The organism is Streptomyces sp. UF-297, assembly GCF_058245575.1.
Genome location: NZ_JBSIBZ010000043.1, coordinates 54,147 through 74,144, shown reverse-complemented (window position 1 = coordinate 74,144; position 19,998 = coordinate 54,147). Strand labels below are relative to the sequence as shown.

Here is a 19,998-nt window from a genome sequence, read left to right as displayed (position 1 = left end):
GCGCATCGAGGACGACATCCTGGTCACCGAGGACGGCAACCGCAATCTGTCCGCCGCCCTGCCCCGCACCTCCACCGACGTCGAGGCGTGGATGGCCCGCCTGAAGGGCTGACGCCCGAAGGCCCGAGCCGCGACGGCTCCAGTGGCACGGCCGGTGATCCGCCGCGGCGGGTCACCGGCCGTCGGCGTTGCGCGGCCGCGCCGACTCCCCCGCGGGCCCCGTGCGCGTACGGGGGAAGGCGCCGGCCCGCGCGGCCGCCCAGGTGGCGGTGGCGGCGGACTCCGCCAGGGCCATGTCGACGGGGCGGCGGGCGATCAGGAGGCGGTAGTAGAAGGGCGCGCCGAGAGCGGCCACGGTCTCGTCCGGGTCGGTGTCGGCGGGCACTTCGCGCCGGCGCACCGCGCGCTCCACCAGTTCCCCGGCCTTGCGCAGCCGCTCGACGAAGAAGTCGTGCAGGACCTGGGCCGCCAGGGGATTGCGGGCCGCCGCCGAGACCATCGCCTCGATCATGGCGCGATGGCGCGGTTCGCTGTAGAAGGCGGCGATGGCGCGCGCCAGCAGGCGCAGGTCCTGGTGCAGCGATCCGGAGTCCGGCAGCGGGATGGCGGTGCTCCGGTCGACGAGCAGATCGCAGACCAGCCCCTCCACCGAGCGCCATCTGCGGTAGACCGTCGCGAGGTGGACACCGGCCCGCTGGGCGACCTTTTCCATGGTCAGAGCGCCGTAGTCGCCATTGCCCAGCTCTTCGAAGACGGCTGCCAGGACCGCTGCGCGGGTGCGTGCGGTACGCCCTCCCGGGCGCGTGCCTCCCGGGGGTCGCTGCGCTTGGCTCATGACGGCACCGTACGACACCGCACCAAGCGGACACCGCTACCAGAACGGGCACGGAAACAGGCCCGTATTGCAGTGCTGGTTCGCGCCAAGTATTGTCCGGAACGCATTAACACGAGCAACTTCGCGTTAATGCTGACGCACGCCGGTCTCGCAGCGAAGGGGACGCCGCGGGGGATGACCTCCCGCTGCGAGACCGCGCTGCCGGAGGGGAGCAGCGAGCGCGTCGATGGGCCCCGCTGCGGCACCGCCGGGTGTGTTCAGGACGCCATCAACGGGGCGTCCTCTCTCCATTTGAGGATCTTGTCGAAGCTGACGACCGTGCCGCGGCGCCCTCTGCGGTTGCGGTAGCGGACATGGTCGGTCAGGGCCTCGATCAGGAAAAGCCCCCGGCCGTGCTCGGAATGAGCCGGTGCGGGGGCTGCCGGGTTCGGTAGCGGCGTGGGATGTTCCGGGTGGGCGGGCAGGCCGGGGCCGGAGTCCGTCACTTCGATGCGACAGGTGTCGCCGTTGATGAAGGCGGTGACCCGGTAGTCCGCCGTCGCGGCGTCACCGCCGTGTTCGACGGCGTTGGCACACGCTTCGGTCAGGGCCACCGACAGGTCGTGGGAGATGTCCGGATCGACACCGGCCGTCTCCATCGTCCCCAGCAGGAGCCGTCGGGCGAGCGGCACGCTCGCAGCCTCACGCCGCAGATGGAGGGACCACCAGATGCTCATCGCTTAAGCCTCCAGGCCACGGCTCGACATACCGATACGTATTGCCGCCCACCATGGTCCGTAAGCGTGCCCGTGACGTGACACCGCTCATTCGGCGGATGCGGGATGGGAGTACGCCGGTGTATTGGCCCGTGGCGGGCGCGCGACGGGGCGTACCGGACGTAGCGGACCAGTCGGACGGGAGCCCTGCCGTATGAGGGAGGTAAGGGCAGTGGGATGATGGCGCCGCCATGTCTGCCCCGTCCGCCCCTGTAGCGCGCGCCGCCGCCGATCTGCGGCTGCTGAGGGCCGCGGTCTTCACCGCGGTCTGTGTCGCGCTGTCCGCGGCCGGGCACATGGCCGGCTCCTGTGCCGCCGTCCCGCTGTGGACGCTGGGCGTGGGCTGCGCGGTGGTGTTCGCACTCGCGGTGCCGCTGGCCGGGCGGGAGCGCTCGCTGCCGGGTATCGCCGCGGCGCTGGCCGCGGGCCAGCTCGCCCTGCACTCCCTCTTCGCCGTCGGCCAGCACGGCTCCGCGCCGCCGCTGCCGCAGGGCACGGCCCACCTCAGCGACCAGGCGGCGATCGCCTTCGCCCGCACCGTCACCTGCGGCCTGGACGCGGTGCGTCTGGACGCCGACCAGGCGCGGCGCATCGTGCACGCCTCCGCGCTCGGGCCGTACGCCGGCGGGCACGCGGGCGCCCGCCCGGGCGGGGCGCTGCAGTTGCTGTACGGGCTGCTGCCGTCGCTGCCGATGCTGCTGGCGCACCTGCTCGCGGCGCTGGCCGCCGGGTGGCTGCTGCGCCGCGGTGAGGCCGCGCTGTGGCGCCTCGTACGCCTCTCGGCGCCCGCGGCGCGCGAGGCCGAGGCCGCGGCGAGCGCCCTCATCGGTGCGCTGCGCGGCGCCCTGGCGCTCGTGGGCGCCCTGTGCGCCGGTCTGCTGGCGGCGCTCGGCGCCACCCCCAGGGGCCTGCTTTCGGACGCGTACGAGCAAGCCCGCCCGCGGGAACTCGCGCTCCAGCACAGTGTGATCAGGCGGGGCCCGCCCGCCCTCGCCTTCGCGGCCTGACGCCACGCGAAGCACGCCCCGCAGGAGTGGGGTGGGCTCTCGCGCCGTCACCGCACGCGCGCCGACCCACCGCCCCGTTCCTCCTGCCTGTGGAGTGTTCTCAGCCATGTCATCCGCCATGTCCCCCGAGCCCGTCCCCGTCTCCGCCCCAGGGCGCCGCCGTCTGCCCCGTACCGTCCGCCGTCTCCCGGTGGTCGCCGCCGCCGCTGCGGGCGGGGTGCTGCTGCTGGCCGGGCCCGCCTTCGCGCACGTCAGCGTGCAGCCGGGCGACGCCCCCAAGGGCGGCTTCGCGACGATCAACTTCAAGGTCCCCAATGAGCGCGACGCCGCCTCCACGGTGAAGCTGGAGGTCAGCCTGCCCGCCGACCAGCCGCTGGCGTCGGTGATGCCGGCGCCGGTGCCGGGCTGGAAGATCGAGGTCGCCAAGTCCAAGCTCGACAAGCCCATCGAGATGCACGGCGAGAAGATCAACGAGGCGGTCACCAAGATCACTTGGACCGCTGACGGCGGCAAGATCGGACCGGGGCAGTTCCAGCAGTTCCCGGTCTCGGTGGGCAAACTGCCCGAGAACGCCGACCAGATGGTCTTCAAGGCGCTGCAGACCTACGACAACAAGGACGTCGTGCGCTGGATCGAGCCCGCCAAGGAGGGCGGGCCCGAGCCGGAGAACCCGGCGCCGGTGCTCAAACTCACCGCGGCCAAGGGCGACGGGCACGACGCGGCGGCGGGCGACAAGGACGGCAAGAACACCGCCGCGGGCGAGGTCGGCGACGACACAGCCAAGGCCGTGGACGACGACAGCGACGCCACGGCGCGCATCCTGGCCGTCATCGGGATCGTCGTCGGCATCATCGGAGTCGCGTTCGGCGTGTTCGCCGGACGGCGGCGCAGCGTCTGATCAGCGCCCCGTACTCCGCCCCCTCGGACCACCGAACCACGGGACATATCTGCAATGCGTAGAAGGAACCTGTTCGCGGCCGCCCTCGCGGCGGCCGCGGCCCTCACGATGACCGCCTGCGGCAGCGGCGGCGAGAAGCCCGCCGCCACCGTCAACGGCGGCACCCAGGCCAAGCCGATCATCACGCTCGACGCGCCCAAGGAGAAGCCGGACCTGGTCCTGACCGACTCCGACGGCAAGAAGTACGACCTGATCGAGAAGACCAAGGGCCACCCGACCCTGATCTACTTCGGTTACACCCACTGCCCGGACGTGTGCCCGCTGACGATGGCCAACATCGCGGTGGCGGTCAAGCAGCTGCCCAAGGACCAGCAGGACGACATGCGCGTCGTCTTCGTGACCTCCGACCCCGAGCGCGACACCCCCCAGGCGCTCAAGAAGTGGCTGGGCGGCATCAACAAGAACTTCGTCGGGCTGACCGGCAAGTTCGACACCATCCAGGCCGGCGCCGCCAGCGTGAACATCGGCATCGAGAAGCCGGTCAAGAAGAAGAACGGCGATGTCGTCTCCACGCACGGCGCCCAGGTCCTGATGACCTCCCCCAAGGACGACAAGGTCCACTGGATGGGCATGCAGGACGCCACCGCCGACAACTACACCAACGCACTTCCGAAGATCATCAAGGGACAGAACCCGTGAACCGCCGCACCACCCTCGCCGCCGCCCTCGCCCTGACCGCCTCCTTCGCCCTCGCGGGCTGCGGCAACGACGACGCCCCCGAACTGAAGGTGTCCGGCGCCTACATGCCCGCACCCGTCTCGCAGGGCATGGCGGCCGGCTTCCTGGACATCAAGAACTCCGGCGCCGCCGCCGACAAGCTCACCTCCGTCACCAGCGACATCTCCGACGAGGTGACCATCCACGAGACCGTCGGCAACAAGATGCAGGAGGTCAAGTCGCTGGACGTGCCCGCCAATGGGGAGCTGAAGCTGGCCAGCGGCGGCAACCACCTGATGTTCATGAAGCTGAAGGAGAAGCCGGCCGAGGGCGGCAAGGTCTCCATAGAGCTGCGCTTTGAGAAGTCCGGGCCCATCAAGGTCGAACTCCCGGTCAAGGCCGCCACGTACAGCCCCAAGGGCGGTGGCAAGGACGCCAAGGGCGGCATGGACCACGGTGCGCAGGGCGGCATGGACCACGGCGCCAAGGGCGGCGCGGACCACGGCATGCAGCACGGCGCGGACCACGACGCGAAGAAGTAGAAGGGCCACCGCCATGACCACCACCGTCCCCCGCGCCCGGCTGCCGCGCCGGTGTGCCGCGCTGCGCCTGCTGGTGCTCGCCGCGGCGCTGTTCGGCGCGCTCCTGGGCGGCGCCGCACCGGCGTTCGCGCACGCGGCGCTGACCGAGAGCACCCCGGCGCAGGGGTCGGTGGTGCAGCGCGCCCCCGAGCAGGTCACGCTCAGCTTCTCCGAGGGCGTCGCGATGGGCGACGACTCGATCCGGGTGCTGGACCCGCAGGGCAAGCGCGTGGACCGCGGCAAGCTGCGCGACCTGTGCAGCGGCGGGACCGTCAAGTACGGGACCGGGCTGCCCCCCGGCCTCGCCGACGGCACCTACACCGTGGCCTGGCAGGCCGTCTCCGCCGACAGCCACCCGGTCTCCGGCGCCTTCACCTTCTCCCTCGGCGCCCCCTCCAAGACCTCGGCGCCGCTGCCCCAGCAGGAGGCCGGCGGCGGGGTGGTGGGCGGCCTGTACGGCTTCGCCCGCTACCTGGCCTACGCCTCCTATGTGGTGCTGGTAGGCGGCGCGGCGTTCGTGCTGCTGTGCCGGCCCGCCGCGGCGCGCGTACGGTCCGTGCAGCGCCTGGTCGTCCAGGGCTGGGCCGTACTGACCGGCGCCACCATCGTCATGCTCCTGCTGCGCGCGCCCTACACCGGCTCCGGCGACCTCGCCGACGCCTTCGACCTGGGCGGGCTGGGCGAGGTGCTCCAGACCAAACCGGGCGCGGCGCTCATCTCGCGGCTGCTGCTGCTCGCGGCGGCGGCGCTGTTCGTGTCGGTGCTCTTCGGCGCGTACGCCCGTGCCACCGGCCCTCAGGAGGGCGACGGGGACACCGCGGACAACGACAAGCGGCGCAAGGACCTGACCTTCGGGCTCGCCGTCGGCGGCGTGATCGTCGCCATCGGGATGGCCGCGACCTGGGCGATGGCCGAGCACGCCTCGACCGGGTTGCAGAGCGGCATCGCGATGCCGGTGGACGTGCTGCACCTGCTGGCCGTCGCCTGCTGGCTGGGCGGTCTGGCCGCGCTGCTGGTCTCCCTCTACCGGGGGCCGGTCCTGGAGCGCGCGGCCGTACAGCGCTTCTCGCGCCTGGCGTTCGGCTCCGTCGTCGTCCTCGTGCTCACCGGGATCTACCAGTCCTGGCGCCAGGTCGGCTCCTTCAAGGCCCTGACCGACACCTCCTACGGGCGGCTGCTGCTGCTCAAGGCGGCCCTGGTCGTGGTGCTGGTCGGCGTCGCCTGGTTCTCCCGGCGCTGGGCGCTGCGGCTGAGCGAGGGGCGGGCTCCGGAGGCGGAGGCCGCCGCCGTACTGGAGGACACGCAGGAACAGCGGGAACGTCAGGACGAGGACGGCGCCCAGGAGCCGGTCACCGTCCCCGACGACCCGGACCGCGCCGCCCAGCTGGCCCGCCAGCGCGCCGCGCTGGCCACCGCCCGCAAGAAACGCATCCGCGACGCGGACCCCGAGCGCGCGGGGCTGCGGCGCTCGGTCCTGGCGGAGACGGCGATCGCCGTGGTCCTGCTGGCCGTGACCACCGTGCTCACCTCCACCGAACCCGCCCGTACGGAGGAGGCGGTGCGCGCCGGCGGCCAGGGCACCTCCGCCGGCACGGGCCAGCCCGTGGTGCTGACGGTGCCCTTCGACACCGGCGGCGCGCGCGGCAAGGGCACCGCCCGCCTGGACCTGGACCCCGGGCGCAGCACCGGCGCCAACTCCCTGCGGCTGCGCGTCTCCGACCCCAGCGGCAAGGCCATGGACGTCCCCGAGGTGAAGGTCTCCTTCACCCTCAAGGACAAGGGCATCGGCCCGCTGCACGTCACCCCCGAGCGCACCAGCGAGGGCCACTGGAGCGCGAGCGGGGTGCAGCTCCCGGTGGCCGGGCAGTGGCAGCTCTCGCTGCTCGTACGGACCTCCGACATCGACCAGGTCACCGAGACCCAGAACGTGAAGATCGACTGATGACCGAGACAGTGAAGTCCTCCGGCAAGCCCTCCGGCAAGAGCGCCAAGAAGCCCGCCGGGGACGCGGGTTCCGCGCGGCAGGAGCAGGCGGACGGCGGCGCGCCGGCGCATCTGGAGCTGTCCCGGCGGCGGCTGCTGGGCACCGTCGGCGCCGCGGGCGCGGCGGGCCTAGTGGCCGGCGGGGCCGGCGGCGCGATCGGCATGGCCGCCGCCCAGGACGAGGCGCCCGCCGCCCTGACCTCCATCGGCGCCACCGAGGTCGCCTTCCGCCAGGAGCGGGTACGCCACCAGGCGGGCATCACCACCCCGCTGCAGGCCCGCGGCCACCTCGCCGCCTTCGACCTGGCGCCGGGCGCGGACCGCAAGGCGGCCGCCGCCCTGCTGCGCCGCTGGTCCAGGACGGCCGAGGAGCTGATGGCCGGGCGCGCGCCCGACGCCGACACCGCCGTCGCCCTGGACGCGGGCCCCTCCTCGCTGACCGTCACCTTCGGCCTGGGCCACTCCTTCTTCGACCGTACGGGCCTGGCCGAGCGGCGCCCCGTACAGCTGGACCCGCTGCCGGACTTCTCCGCCGACGCGCTGGACGCCGGGCGCAGCAACGGCGACCTGTGGATCCAGATCGGCGCGGACGACGCGCTGGTCGCCTTCCACGCGCTGCGCGCCCTGCACAAGGACGCGGGCGGCACCGCGCGCCTGCGCTGGCAGATGAACGGCTTCAACCGCACGCCCGGCGCCACCGAGCGCCCGATGACCGCGCGCAATCTGATGGGCCAGGTCGACGGCACCAACAACCCCAAGCCCGCCGACAAGGACTTCGACGAGCGGATCTTCGTCGGGCGGGACGCGGGCTCGGGCGCGCACGCCTGGATGCGCGGCGGCTCCTATGCCGTGGTGCGGCGCATCCGGATGCTGCTGGACGACTGGGAGAAGCTGTCCCTGACGCGCCAGGAGAAGGTCATCGGGCGGCGCAAGGCCGACGGCGCGCCGCTGACCGGCGGCAGCGAGACCACCCCCATGGACCTGGAGCGGACCGGGGCCAACGGGCTGCCGGTGATCCCCTCGGACGCGCATGCGCGGATCGCGGCGCCCGAGTCCAACCAGGGGGCCGCGATGCTGCGCCGGCCCTTCTCCTTCCACGACGGGTTCCGGGACGACGGCGCTCCGGACGCCGGGCTGCTGTTCGTGTGCTGGCAGGCGGACCCGCTGCGGGCCTTCACCCAGATCCAGCGCAAGCTGGACCGGGGGGACGCGCTCTCGCCGTTCCTGCGGCACGAGGCGAGCGGGCTGTTCGCGGTGCCGCCCGCGGCGCTGCCGGGCGGTTATGTGGGACAGCCGCTGATGGAGGGCTGAGCTCCGCCCGTGGGGCCCGGAGCCCGTGTCCAACAGGCTCTCTCCCCTGGGCTCTACGGGGCACGGCGGGCACCGGTACCGTGAGGCGTTCCGCTGCACCTGCGAGGGAGTACTCCATGTCGGCCAGCCGCTACACCTATCTCGGGCCCCAGGGCACCTTCACCGAGGCCGCTCTGCACACCCTGCCCGAGGCGGCCACCCGCGAGCTGCTGCCGATGGTCTCCGTGCCGGCCGCACTGGACGCCGTACGGGCCGGCGAGGCGGGTGGCGCGTTCGTACCGATCGAGAACTCCGTCGAGGGCGGGGTGACCACCACCGTCGACGAACTCGCCTCCGGCGAACCGCTGATGATCTACCGCGAGGTGCTGCTGCCGATCGCCTTCGCGCTGCTGGTGCGGCCGGGCACGAAGCTCTCGGACGTGAAGACGGTCACCGGCCACCCGGTGGCGCAGCCGCAGGTGCGCAAGTGGCTGGCGGCCCAGCTGCCCGAGGCGGTCTGGGAGTCGGCGGCCTCGAACGCGGACGGGGCGCGGCTGGTGCAGGAGGGGCGCTACGACGGCGCGTTCGCGGGCGAGTTCGCGGCGGCGACGTACGGACTTGAGCCGCTGGTCAGCGACATCCACGACGCGCAGAACGCGGCCACCCGGTTCGTGCTGGTGGGGCGCCCTGCCCGGCCCGCGGCGCGTACCGGGGCGGACAAGACCTCGGTGGTGCTGTGGCTGCGCGAGGACCACCCCGGTGCGCTGCTGGAGCTGCTGCAGGAGTTCGCGGCGCGCGGGGTCAACATGATGCGCATCGAGTCGCGGCCGACCGGTGAGGGCATCGGCCGCTACTGCTTCTCGGTGGACTGCGAGGGGCACATCACCGACCGCCGGGTCGGCGAGGTGCTGATGGGGCTGAAGCGGATCTGCCGTGGAGTGCGTTTCCTGGGGTCGTACCCGCGTGCGGACCAGGTGGCGGCGAGCGTACGGCCCGACACCACCGACCACGCCTTCACGGAGGCGTCGGACTGGCTGACCCGTTGCCTGGACGGCCGGGGCTGAGCGGGCGCCGCTCCGCCCCGACCTGGGGGTTCCGCGTTGCCCACAGGGTTACCCACAGCGCTGTCCACAAAGTTATCCACAGGGGTCGTTCTCGACCTGGGGATAAGTCGACACAGGGCATCGCCGGAGTCGACAAATCCGTCTACCGACCCCCCGGTCGTCCACAGCGCCCAACCCCGGCCCGCGTCAGCACAATTGGGGCGACCCATCCTTTAGGGCGAGGTAATCCCACACGAAAGAGTGCGTGGGGTGGGTTTGCCCCGGGAATCCATAGTCCGGCGACAGCTATACGGAACGATCACTTCCGACTTCCACAGATCTCGCGCACAGCCTGTGGATAAGGTGGACAGGCATTCCCACCCCTGTGGACAACCGGCACTTGGGGCCCTCCCCAACTCCCGTTGTCCACAAGGCGGATCGGTCAGCACGGATGCCGCGAATACGTCATAACGGGGAATGCCCGGGAATTCCTTGACGCCTTATTCGCGGCTTTCCCGTTTCAGGAATAAACAACCCTAAAACGGACAAAGCGACACGCGCGGGAATATCGCGTCGAGGGCCGAGGCCGGGCCCGGTAGCCTGGTGGGGTGATTGACCTTCGCCTGCTCCGTGAGGACCCCGACCGTGTGCGCGCCTCCCAGCGCGCCCGTGGAGAGGACGTCGCGCTCGTCGACGCACTCCTCTCCGCCGACGAGCGGCGCAGGTCCTCCAGCGTCCGCTTCGACGAACTGCGCAACGAGCAGAAGTCGCTCGGCAAGCTCATCCCCAAGGCCTCCGGCGAGGAGAAGGCCGAGCTGCTGAAGAAGGCCGGCGAGCTGTCCGCCGCCGTCAAGGCCGCCGACGCCGCCCAGGACGAGGCCAATGAAGAGACCCAGGCGCTGCTGCGCCGGCTCGGCAACCTCGTCCACCCCGACGTGCCCGTCGGCGGCGAGGAGGACTTCACGGTCCTGGAGACGATCGGCACCGTCCGCGACTTCGAGGCCGAGGGCTTCACGCCCAAGGACCACCTGGAGATCGGCCAGGCGCTGGGCGCCATCGACGTCGAGCGCGCCGCCAAGGTCTCCGGCTCGCGCTTCTACTACCTCACCGGCGTCGGCGCCCTGCTGGAGCTGGCGCTGGTCAACGCCGCCATCGCGCAGGCCACCGAGGCCGGGTTCATCCCGATGCTGACCCCCGCGCTGGTGCGCCCGCAGGCCATGGAGGGCACCGGCTTCCTCGGCCAGGCCGCGGAGAACGTCTACCACCTGGAGAAGGACGACTACTACCTGGTCGGCACCTCCGAGGTCCCGCTCGCCGCGTACCACATGGACGAGATCATCGACGGGGCGAAGCTGCCGCTGCGCTACGCGGGCTTCTCGCCGTGCTTCCGCCGCGAGGCCGGCACGTACGGCAAGGACACCCGCGGCATCTTCCGGGTGCACCAGTTCGACAAGGTGGAGATGTTCTCCTACGTCGCGCCGGAGGACGCCGAGGCCGAGCACCGGCGCCTACTGGAGTGGGAGAAGCAGTGGCTGACCGGCCTGGAGCTGCCCTTCCAGGTGATCGATGTGGCCACCGGTGACCTGGGCGCCTCCGCCTCGCGCAAGTTCGACTGCGAGGCGTGGATCCCCACCCAGGGCAAGTACCGCGAGCTGACCAGCGCCTCCAACTGCGACGAGTTCCAGGCCCGCCGCCTGTCGGTGCGCCTGCGGGAGGACGTCGAGGGCAAGCAGAAGGTGCGGCCGCTGGCGACGCTGAACGGCACGCTGTGCGCGGTGCCGCGCACGATCGTGGCGCTCTTCGAGAACCACCAGCAGGCGGACGGCTCGGTACGCGTCCCCGAAATGCTCCGCCCCTACCTGGGCGGCCGTGAGGTACTGGAGCCCGTCGCCAAGTGACCTCCGCCGGCTCGTCGTTGCCGTACAAGCTCATCGCCACGGACCTGGACGGGACGCTGCTGCGTCACGACGAGTCCGTCTCCGAGCGCACGCGCCAGGCGCTCGCCGCGGCCACCGCGGCGGGCGCGGCGCACATCGTCGTCACCGGCCGGGCCGTGCCCTGGACCCGGCACATCCTGGACGCCCTGGACTACCAGGGCCTGGCGGTGTGCGGGCAGGGCGCGCAGGTCTACCACGCCGGTGAGCACCGGCTGCTGACGTCGGTGACGCTGGACCGGCAGCTCGCCGGGCTGGCCCTGTCCAAGATCGAGGCGGAGATCGGCCCGCTGTACCTGGCCGCGAGCCGGGACGGCCTGGAGGGCGAGGTCCTGGTCGGCCCTGGCTACCGCATCCAGGAGGGCCCGCTCCCCAACGTCATGATCAAGGACCCCAGCGATCTGTGGGCCGCCCCCATCAACAAGCTCTACCTCCAGCACCCGGGCCTCGGCGACGACGGGCTGGCCCGGGTCGCCCGCGAGGTGGCCGGCGACCTGGTGGGCGTCACCATGGCCGGTGAGGGCATCGTCGAACTCCTCCCCCTGGGCCTCTCCAAGGCCACCGGCCTCTCCCTGGCCGCCCGCCGCCTGGGCGTCACCGCCGCCGACACCATCGCCTTCGGCGACATGCCCAACGACGTCCCCATGTTCGCCTGGTCCTCCCACGGCGTAGCCATGGCCAACGCCCACCCCGAACTGAAGTCCGTCGCCGACGAGATCACGACCTCCAATGAGCAGGACGGGATCGCCGTTGTCCTGGAGCGACTGTTCGGGCTCTGACCTTGCCTGTTCGGATACCGACCGGCCTGCCGCCAGTAACGGTATGTTTTTCGGCTCGTTGCCCACCATGCGTGGAGGCAACTGGAGTTCGAGACGACGAGAGTTCGTGAAGCAGTGGTGGCCGGGTCCGTCCCGGTAGACGAGTACGTGGCATCCGTGAGCAGCCTCCGCTCCTGAGCCCTGGATACGGGCAGTCAGTTGAAAGGTCCGGTGCGGACCTTTCAAACCGCTCAGGTTCGAATGGGGGGCATAGACATGCCACCAGAAGCTGCATTGCTGGAGTCGCGCTCGATGCGCGACAGCGTGATGGACCGCGTGGAGGTCCTGGACAAGGTGCGGGCGCTCGCCTTGCTGCCCGACGGGATTCACGCCACCACACAGGTCGTGGCGGACTTCTTCGTTGTCCACAGCGAGGCCGTCAAGAAGGTCGCACAGCGGCACCGCGCCGAGCTGAACTGCAACGGGTTGCAGGTGCTGCGAGGCGATGACCTGCGGCGCTTTGAAAGGGACAACTTGTCCCTTTCAAACGAGAGTTATCCACAGGGGCGCGCGCACCTGACGCTCTACACCCGCCGCACCATCCTCAACATCGCCATGCTGCTTCGCGACAGCGAAGTTGCGCGGCAGGTGCGTACGTACCTCCTGGACTCCGAGGAGGCCACGCGCGGGTGGGAGCCCGCCTACAGCTCGCTGGACCGGCGGCTGACCGACGTCGAATCCGGCCTGGCCGACGTCGGGCCGGTGCTGCGGGAGTTGGGGCCGGTGATCCGGCGGATCTCCGTACGGCTCGAGGGCGTCGACCGGCGGCTGGCGAGTGTCGACCGGCGGGTGGATGCGACCAACCGCGTGGTGTCCGCGATGAGTCTGCGGATCAGTGATCTTGCGGAGGACGTGCGGGAGTTGGGTCGTGGGCCGCGGGGGTCAGGGGCCAGGCGGCGAGGCCGAGGGTGAGGGCGATGGCGTGGCCGAAGTCGGTGAAGGTGGCGCCGGTGAGGAGGGGGTAGCCGAAGAAGGCCAGTAGGGCCACCAGGTAGAGGTGGTTCCACGGCCGCGGCAGCCGGTAGGTCAGGACGCCGGCTGCCGCTGCCAGGCCGTAGGAGACGCCGATGTCGACGACGTGGGTCATCGAGCGGGGCAGGTGGTGGCCCTCGATGGCGAGGAGGACGAGTTCCTGGCTGGCGAGGGTGGCGGTGATGTGGGCCACGGCTACGGTCAGCAGCCAGCGCCACGTACCCAGCCAGCGTTCGGCGTTGGCGTGGATCAGCTCGAAGCAGAGGGCGTACAGGAGGAAGGAGGAGGGGTTCTCGATCCAGAAGGCGCTGATGAGGAGGGACTGCAGGGGGTGCCGGGTCAGCTCGTGGATGTTGCTGCTGGTGCGGTGGAGGAGGAAGTGCTCCAGCCCTTCGGTGGCCGAGGCGATGACCAGGCTGGTGATGCCGATGATCAGCAGCCAGATGTGGGTGCCGGGCGCGGAGCGTACCCAGGACCTGGCCAGGTCCAGCGGGGGCGGGGGCAGCACGGGCCTCATCCGGAGCGCCCCGCGGGCGGGCTGGAGACGATGGGCCCCGCTCCCTTGACGCGGCGGATCATCGGCGAGGTCTCCATCTGCCGGACCGCGGGCAGGCCCGCGACGCGGGTGCTCAGATACGTGTAGAGCGAGCGGACGTCCTGGCAGACGACGGACGCGAAGAGGTTGTGCGGCCCGGTGGTCGCGCAGGCGAAGGCGACCTCGGGGTGGGCGGCCAACGCCGCGCCGGTGGCGGCCAGTTCGGCGGGCGGCACCGAGAGCCACAGGGCGACCATGATGCCCAGCCCGAAGAGCCGCCAGTCGGACTCGACGTCGTAGTAGAGGGTCCCGTTGGCGCGCAGCTCGGCCAGACGGCGGCGGACGGTGGACTGGGACCAGCCGGTGACGGCGACCAGGTCGGCCAGGCCGGTGCGCCCGTCCAGCGCCAGCGCGTCCAGGAGGCGCTGGTCGGCGGCGGTCAGCGAGACCGGCTCCAGGGGGACCTGCGCCGCGGGGCCGGACAGCCGCGCCGCCTGCTCCTCGGTGAGCGCCCCCGACTTGTTGACCAGGCCCTCGCGCCCGCCGAAGAACTCGTGCAGCACGCAGTGCGCGGTCACGCCCGTCACCCGCGGCGTGCGCGGCAGCTTGCGCAGCAGCAGCGCGTCGCTGTCCTGGCTGCTGGCGGCGCGGCACACCGCGGCGACCTCCGTACCGCCCGACATCAGGCTCACCCAGGCGGTGTCCGAGCGCCGGGCCAGCGCCTCGGCGACGGCCACCGACGCGTCCGGCGAGCACTGCACCCGCAGGAGCCACTCCACCTCCCCCAGGGCCGAGGGGTCGGTCAGGCCCAGCACCTTGATCAGCCCGGCGGTGCGCAGCCGGGTGTAGCGGCGGGCGACGGTCTGGTCCGAGACGCCCAGGACCTCGGCGATCCGGCTGAAGGGGGCCCGCCCGTCGAGTTGGAGGGCGTGCACCAGGCTGCGGTCCAGCTCGTCGAAGCCGTCGGTTTTCACCACGTCAGGCTAGCCGGTGTCGGATTACACCGCCCAGTGGTGGCTGGCTGTGCCCAGTGGGCGGGTGTCGCGGACCGTGGAGCAGGAGCCTGTGTCACACCCCGGCCGGGGTGTGACACAGGCTCCTGGCCTCGGCCGATCAGTGCGGGCGGGGCGCCACACCATACGGAGAGATTGAGGAATTCATGCGGAGCAAGTGGTGGCCCCTGGTCGCCATCGCCCTGGGCAACGCCCTGTTGCTCGTCGATGTGACGATCGTCAACACGGCCCTGCCCAAGATCGCGCAGAGTCTGGACGCGTCCTTCACCTCCCTTCAGTGGGTGATGGACATCTACGCGCTGGCGCTGGCCTCGCTGCTGATGGTGGCCGGCTCGGCGGCGGACCTCTTCGGGCGGCGCCGGCTGGCACTGATCGGCCTGGCCGTCTTCGCGCTGGCCTCGCTGGCGTGCGGCCTGGCGCCCGACCAGGGCACGCTGATCGCGGCCCGCGCCGTGCAGGGCGTGGGCGCCGCGGCCATGTTCGCGACCAACACCCCGCTGCTGATGGCCACGTACCAGGGCCGCGACCGGGGCGTGGCCTTCGGCGTCTGGGGCGGCACCAGCGGCGCGGCGGCGGCGCTGGGGCCCGTCCTCGGCGGCGTGCTGACCCAGTACCTGGACTGGCGGGCGATCTTCCTGGTGAACCTGCCGCTGACCGCGCTGGCCGCGTGGATCACCCTGCGCACCGTCAAGGAGTCGCACGGCGACCGCACGGCGCGCATCGACTGGCCGGGCGCCGCCTGCTTCACGGTGTGCGCCGGTGCGCTGACGTACGGGCTGATCCGCGGCGGCGAGGACGGCTGGACCTCGGCGGGGGCGCTGCTCCCGCTGTGCGCCGCGCTGCTCGCACTGATCGCGTTCGTCCTGGTCGAGCGGCGGGTGCGGCACCCGCTGCTGGACCTGGCCCTGCTGCGCCGCCCCTCCTTCGCGGTCCTGATGGCCGCGGCCCTGCTCCTTCAGGCCGCCGCCTTCCCGTACCTGACGTTCGTGGGGCTGTGGACGCAGAACATCCTGGGCCTCGGCCCGGTGGCGGCCGGTCTGGCCGTGCTGCCGATGGCGCTGACCACGCTCCTGGTGGGCGCGCTGGGCGGCCGGGCCCTCAACCGCGCCGCTCCCCGTCTCCCGCTGGGCATCGGCCTGTTGCTGGTGGGCGCCGGAGCTCTGGTGCACCTGGTCCTGCTGCTGGTGCAGGGCGACGGCGCGAGCTGGCCGGCGCTGGTGCCCGGCCTGGTGATCAGCGGTCTGGGCATCGGCATGGCCATGCCGGTCCTGGTCTCGGCGGCCCTGGGCTCGGCGCCGCCGCAGCGCGCCGGCATGGCCAGCGGAGCGGTGAACACCTTCCGGCAGATGGGATACGCCCTGGGCATCGCGGTCCTGGGCACGGTCTTCGCCACCGCCCTGCGCCAGGCCCCCGACGGCACCGCCCACGCGCTGCGCGCCGCCCATGTCATGGGCCTGGAGCGGATCAGCCTGATCTCCGGGCTGGCCGCGCTGGTGGCCGGGGTGGCGGTCCTGGCGGTCGTCGGGCGGACAGCGGGCGCGGCCCGTCGCGGCGGACCGGAGTCCGGCGCGGCCCCGGGCCAGGCCCCGGCCTCCCCTGCGAAGGCGGGCGCCGGCGTCTGAGCCGGTGTCCCGGACGGGCGGCGGGGTCGGCACCCGGAACCGTACGGCCATACGCGGTTCCGGGTTGCCGCCCCTGGGCCGTACCTCGATCCTCGCCGCCCGCAGATACCCAAGTCAATCCTCGGGTTTCCTTCCAAACCCCCTAGAGATAGCTTGGGTTGGTGACTCTCGACGATCTCCGTGCCTTCGTCGCCGTGTGCGAGGCGGGCAATCTCAGCGCCGTGGCCCGCGATCTGGGCTGCACCCAGTCAGCGGTCAGCCAGCGCGTCAAACGCCTCGAACGGGAGGTGGGCTCGGCCCTGTTGGAGCGCCGCCCGCGCGGCGTACTGCCGACCCAGGCCGGGCGGATCCTGCACCGGGCGGCGGTGGAGGGGCTCGGCGGCCTGGACCTGGCGCTGCGGCTGCTGGCCGACCTGCGCGAGGGCGAGGGCGGCACGGTACGGGTCACCACCGGCGCCACGACGGTGCGGCACTTCATGTCGGCGGGCGTCGTCGCCTTCCGGGAGCGGCACCCGCGGGTGGAGCTGGAGTTCCAGACGGAGAACTCCAGCCGCCGCTGCCGCGAGGCGGTCGCCGACGGCACCGCCGACCTGGCCTGGATCACCATCGGCCGGCCCGTACGCGGCATCGAGCAGCACCCCGTACTGGAACTGCCGTGGGTGCTGGCCGTGCACGCCGACGACCCGCTGTCCGCCCGGGACCGCATCGAGCCCGCTGAGCTGGCCGGCATCCGGCACATCCGGCTGCCGGAGAACTCCGCGTCCCGGATGCGGCTGGAGGACCACCTGGGGCAGGTCCCGCCGCCCGCCGCCCCGGGCCGCGCCGCCCACCCCGCGGCCCCCAGCACCGGCGTCGCCGACTGGGACACCGCGCTGCTGCTGGCCGAACTCGGCGTCGGGCACGCGGTGGTGCCCGAGCTGCCGGGCCTGCGCGCCTCCGGCAGGACCGCGCTGCGCCTGGTGCCCATCCCCTCCCTGCCGCCGCTGGCCACCGGCTGGGCGGTACGCCAGTGGGACGCGCTGAGCCCGGCCGCGGTGGCGTTCGCGCAGACGGTGAACACGCATCTGCGGCGTACGGTGCCCGCGGCGCGGACGGAGCAGTCAGCGCGCTGACCCGCCCCGCCCGCGCCCTCACTCAGGCCCGGACGACCGGCTGCTGGCTCAGGCCCGGACGACCGGCTCCTGCATCAGGCCCGGACGACCGGCTGCTGCAGTTCGGTCACCCACCCGTCCAGATCCTCGGGGCACTCCAGATACAGCTCACGGGCGTGGCCCGCCGAGCGGTAGCCGTTGGCGTCCAGCCAGCGGGCCAGGCTCTGGACGGCGGGCATGACCGCGTCCATGGAGCCGCGGTGCACCACGGTCGCGGCCTGCTCGACCGCGGGCAGCTCAACGATCTCGAAGCCGTACGAGGCCTGCGCGCGCACCTCGGGCCCCACCGGGCAGGACGCGTGGACCACGATCGCCTCACCTGCCTGCGGCGCGTCCTCGTAGTACGCCACGGCCGGACCGGCCGGGGTCAGGCCCGCGGCCTCGATCCGCCGGAACAGCTCGGCGTACAGCGGCTGGATGACCGGACCGATGTCGGCGGGCCCGAAACTGGCCGCCGTACCGGTCAGCTCGGCCACCCGCAGGGGCTCGATCCTCTTGAGAACCACGTCGTGCGTGGACATCTCACCCTCACTTTCGATGGTCAGGAGCCTCGCCTCGACCTGCGCCAGCCGCGCCGCCGCAGCCGACGCCGCGGCCTGCAGCTCCGCCCGCCGCAGCCGCAGCATCCCGCGCAACTCCTCCGCGCTAACCTGCTCGTCCAGGATCGCGGCCACCTGCTGGAGGCTGAAGCCGAGGTCTTTGAGAGCGATGACGCGGTTGAGGCGGGAGAGCTGGGCCGCTTCGTAGAAGCGGTAGCCGCTGGACGGATCGGTGCGGGCGGGCCGCAGCAGCCCGATGGCGTCGTAGTGGCGCAGCATGCGGGCCGATACGCGGCCGACCTTGGCGAAGTCCCCGATGGTGAACATGACGCCATCCAGTGCAGGCCTTCGCACGGTGTCAAGGTCAAGCGGCGGGCGCGCACGCGTACGAGGCCGCGCTCCAGGGGCACGCCGTGCCGGCAGCGTCACGTCAAGGGGACCCCCCGTGCCGTCAACGATGCGTCAGGAAGAGGAGGTTCACAGGGATTGCCGGGCATAACGTCGTTGCGGAGCCCCGGCGCATCTCCTCTCACCGGTCCGGGGCCAGTGTTCTGTGCGAGGAGCATCGCAGTGCCTCAGAATCAGTACGCCGAAGACCCGGAGCCTTCCGAACATATCCCGGCCGGGCCTTTGTTCATCCCCGTCCGGCCGGGGCCCGCGGGCTGTACGGCCCGCCTGTTCCGCACCCCGCTCGGCGGCCGTACGGCGGTCGGCTTCACCTCGCCGCAGCGGCTGGCCGCGGCCCTCGGCACCGGCCAGCCCTACATCCGCCTCGCCGAGCCCGCGCTGCGGGCGCTGGCCGAGCCGCTGGGCGCCACCTTGGTGACGGTGGACCCGCGGCTGACCGCCGAGGCGCCGCGCCCGGCCGCGGCCGCCGCCGCTGCTCCGGCATCCCGCCGGCCCGTGCTGCGGGCCGTCTGAGAAGGGGCGCCATCATGACCGTGACCACTACGCAGCAGCAGGCGCACGAGACGCCGCGCACACCGCAGCCCGGCATACCTGCCGACGACCTCTCCGTCTGGCCGGCCTCGGTCCGCCCCCTGCCCCACGACGACCTGTCCGTGGGCGGAGTGCCGCTGACCGAACTCGCCGAGCGCTTCGGCACCCCCGCCTACGTCCTGGACGAGGACGAGATCCGCAGCCGCTGCCGCGCCTATCTGCGGGCCTTCCCGCAGGCCGACGTGGTGTACGCGGCCAAGGCCTTCCTGTGCCGCGCCATGGCGCACTGGGTCCGCGAGGAGGGCCTCGGCCTGGACGTGTGCTCGGCGGGCGAGCTGGAACTCGCCGTCACCACCGGCTTCCCGGCCGAGCGGATCGTGCTGCACGGCAACGCCAAGAGCCCCCAGGACCTGCAGACCGCGCTGCGCCTGGGGGTGGGCCGGATCGTCATCGACTCCACCTCCGAGATCGCCCGGCTGGCCGCCGCGATCCCCGCGGGCTCGCGCCAGAAGGTGCTGATCCGGGTGGTGCCGGGCATCGCGGCGGGCGGCCACGCCAAGATCCGTACCGGCACCGACGACCAGAAGTTCGGGCTGTCCCTGGCGGACGGCTCGGCGCAGCACGCCATCACCCGCGTCCTGGACCAGCCGCGCCTGGAACTGGCCGGTCTGCACTGCCACTTGGGCTCGCAGATCACCGCCGTCAAGCCGTATCTGTCCGCCGTACGGCGCCTGGTCGGGCTGCTGGCGCGGGTGCACGAGCAGCACGGCGTGACGCTGCCCGAGCTGGACCTGGGCGGCGGCCACGGGGTGGCCTACCGGCCCGGCGAGGCGGCGCTGGACATCGCGGCGCTCGGCGCGAAGGTACGGGCCGAGCTGGCCGGGAGCTGTGCGGCGGCCGGTCTGCCGGTGCCCCGGCTGACCATCGAGCCGGGCCGCGCCATCGCCGGGCCCGCGGGGGTGGCGCTGTACCGGGTGCTGTCGGTCAAGCGGACCGGCGAGCGCACCTTCGTCGCCGTCGACGGCGGGATGAGCGACAACCCCCGGCCCGCGCTGTACGGGGTGCGCTACGCGCCCCGGCTCGTCGGGCGCCACTCCGCCGCGGCGCCCGCCCCGGTCACGGTCGTGGGGCGGCACTGCGAGGCCGGTGACGTGGTCGCGGCCGATGTGCCGCTGCCCGGGGACGTGCACCCCGGCGACCTGATCGCGGTCCCCGTCGCCGGCGCGTACCACCTGTCGATGGCCTCCGGCTACAACCTCGTCGGACGGCCCCCGGTGGTCGCGGTGGCCGACGGGCGCGCCCGCCTGCTGGTACGCCGCGAGTCCCTCGCGGACATGCAGGAGCGCGACATCGGCCTGTAGGGCCG

The 19,998-nt window shown here is 72.4% G+C and carries 19 protein-coding genes and 1 pseudogene; 15 read left to right on the top strand and 5 right to left on the bottom strand.

What is annotated here, in order from left to right; all coding sequences use genetic code 11:
* Window positions 1-112 (top strand): annotated as a pseudogene (locus tag AC4IJH_RS23740) (M24B family metallopeptidase); the annotation flags it as partial.
* 60 nt (window positions 113-172) lie between these two features.
* On the opposite strand, the gene AC4IJH_RS23735 reads toward AC4IJH_RS23740, so the two are convergent.
* Window positions 173-835, bottom strand: coding sequence for a TetR/AcrR family transcriptional regulator (locus tag AC4IJH_RS23735; RefSeq protein ID WP_490853833.1), 663 nt, complete (start codon window positions 833-835; stop codon window positions 173-175).
* A gap of 257 nt (window positions 836-1,092) precedes the next feature.
* Window positions 1,093-1,551, bottom strand: coding sequence for an ATP-binding protein (locus AC4IJH_RS23730; RefSeq protein WP_490853832.1), 459 nt, complete (start codon window positions 1,549-1,551; stop codon window positions 1,093-1,095).
* 230 nt (window positions 1,552-1,781) lie between these two features.
* On the opposite strand from AC4IJH_RS23730, the gene AC4IJH_RS23725 reads away from it, so the two are divergent.
* From AC4IJH_RS23725 to AC4IJH_RS23680, 10 genes are all read left to right on the top strand, one after another.
* The gene (locus AC4IJH_RS23725; RefSeq protein WP_490853831.1) at window positions 1,782-2,597 is read left to right on the top strand and encodes a hypothetical protein; all 816 of its coding nucleotides are present in this window, start codon (window positions 1,782-1,784) and stop codon (window positions 2,595-2,597) included.
* A 118-nt stretch (window positions 2,598-2,715) separates the two neighbouring features.
* On the top strand, window positions 2,716-3,495 hold the full coding sequence (locus tag AC4IJH_RS23720; RefSeq protein WP_490853841.1) for a YcnI family copper-binding membrane protein: 780 nt from the start codon (window positions 2,716-2,718) through the stop codon (window positions 3,493-3,495).
* 54 nt (window positions 3,496-3,549) lie between these two features.
* A complete protein-coding gene (locus AC4IJH_RS23715; protein WP_490853830.1) occupies window positions 3,550-4,194 on the top strand; it encodes an SCO family protein in 645 nt (214 codons plus the stop codon).
* Window positions 4,191-4,754: a copper chaperone PCu(A)C gene (locus AC4IJH_RS23710; RefSeq protein WP_490853829.1), complete on the top strand. Its 564-nt coding sequence runs from the start codon at window positions 4,191-4,193 to the stop codon at window positions 4,752-4,754. Before AC4IJH_RS23715 ends, AC4IJH_RS23710 begins: the two co-directional genes overlap by 4 nt.
* Before the next feature lie 13 nt (window positions 4,755-4,767).
* On the top strand, window positions 4,768-6,735 hold the full coding sequence (locus tag AC4IJH_RS23705; RefSeq protein WP_490853828.1) for a copper resistance CopC/CopD family protein: 1,968 nt from the start codon (window positions 4,768-4,770) through the stop codon (window positions 6,733-6,735).
* Window positions 6,735-8,087, top strand: coding sequence for an iron uptake transporter deferrochelatase/peroxidase subunit (gene efeB / locus AC4IJH_RS23700; protein ID WP_490853827.1), 1,353 nt, complete (start codon window positions 6,735-6,737; stop codon window positions 8,085-8,087). The genes AC4IJH_RS23705 and efeB overlap by 1 nt, the downstream gene beginning before the upstream one ends.
* A 116-nt stretch (window positions 8,088-8,203) precedes the next feature.
* On the top strand, window positions 8,204-9,130 hold the full coding sequence (pheA, locus tag AC4IJH_RS23695; protein WP_490853826.1) for a prephenate dehydratase: 927 nt from the start codon (window positions 8,204-8,206) through the stop codon (window positions 9,128-9,130).
* Window positions 9,131-9,717: 587 nt separating this feature from the next.
* Window positions 9,718-11,007 (top strand): serine--tRNA ligase, encoded by a 1,290-nt coding sequence (gene serS, locus AC4IJH_RS23690; protein WP_490853825.1) that lies wholly within the window; start codon window positions 9,718-9,720, stop codon window positions 11,005-11,007.
* Entirely contained in the window at window positions 11,004-11,822 is an 819-nt protein-coding gene (locus tag AC4IJH_RS23685) for an HAD family hydrolase (RefSeq protein WP_490853824.1), read from the top strand. Before serS ends, AC4IJH_RS23685 begins: the two co-directional genes overlap by 4 nt.
* 255 nt (window positions 11,823-12,077) lie before the next feature.
* Complete coding sequence (locus tag AC4IJH_RS23680) at window positions 12,078-12,773, top strand: hypothetical protein (RefSeq protein ID WP_490853823.1); 696 nt, start codon at window positions 12,078-12,080, stop codon at window positions 12,771-12,773.
* Here the strand turns inward: AC4IJH_RS23680 and AC4IJH_RS23675 are convergent.
* Window positions 12,694-13,341 (bottom strand): rhomboid-like protein, encoded by a 648-nt coding sequence (locus AC4IJH_RS23675; protein ID WP_490853822.1) that lies wholly within the window; start codon window positions 13,339-13,341, stop codon window positions 12,694-12,696. The genes AC4IJH_RS23680 and AC4IJH_RS23675 overlap by 80 nt on opposite strands.
* 5 nt (window positions 13,342-13,346) lie before the next feature.
* Window positions 13,347-14,342, bottom strand: coding sequence for an Lrp/AsnC family transcriptional regulator (locus tag AC4IJH_RS23670; RefSeq protein ID WP_490853821.1), 996 nt, complete (start codon window positions 14,340-14,342; stop codon window positions 13,347-13,349).
* A gap of 185 nt (window positions 14,343-14,527) precedes the next feature.
* Between AC4IJH_RS23670 and AC4IJH_RS23665 the strand changes: the two genes are divergently transcribed.
* Both AC4IJH_RS23665 and AC4IJH_RS23660 read left to right on the top strand, forming a co-directional pair.
* Complete coding sequence (locus tag AC4IJH_RS23665; protein WP_490853820.1) at window positions 14,528-16,003, top strand: MFS transporter; 1,476 nt, start codon at window positions 14,528-14,530, stop codon at window positions 16,001-16,003.
* A 161-nt stretch (window positions 16,004-16,164) separates the two neighbouring features.
* Window positions 16,165-17,115, top strand: coding sequence for a LysR family transcriptional regulator (locus AC4IJH_RS23660; protein WP_490853819.1), 951 nt, complete (start codon window positions 16,165-16,167; stop codon window positions 17,113-17,115).
* A 74-nt stretch (window positions 17,116-17,189) separates the two neighbouring features.
* Here AC4IJH_RS23660 and AC4IJH_RS23655 read toward each other — a convergent pair whose 3' ends face one another.
* The gene (locus AC4IJH_RS23655; RefSeq protein WP_490853818.1) at window positions 17,190-18,020 is read right to left on the bottom strand and encodes a MerR family transcriptional regulator; all 831 of its coding nucleotides are present in this window, start codon (window positions 18,018-18,020) and stop codon (window positions 17,190-17,192) included.
* 243 nt (window positions 18,021-18,263) lie between these two features.
* Here AC4IJH_RS23655 and AC4IJH_RS23650 point away from each other — a divergent pair, with 243 nt between their 5' ends.
* A complete protein-coding gene (locus AC4IJH_RS23650; protein WP_490853817.1) occupies window positions 18,264-18,614 on the top strand; it encodes an SAV_915 family protein in 351 nt (116 codons plus the stop codon).
* Window positions 18,615-18,628: 14 nt separating this feature from the next.
* A complete protein-coding gene (gene lysA / locus AC4IJH_RS23645; protein WP_490853816.1) occupies window positions 18,629-19,993 on the top strand; it encodes a diaminopimelate decarboxylase in 1,365 nt (454 codons plus the stop codon).
* The last annotated feature ends 5 nt before the right edge of the window (window positions 19,994-19,998 follow it).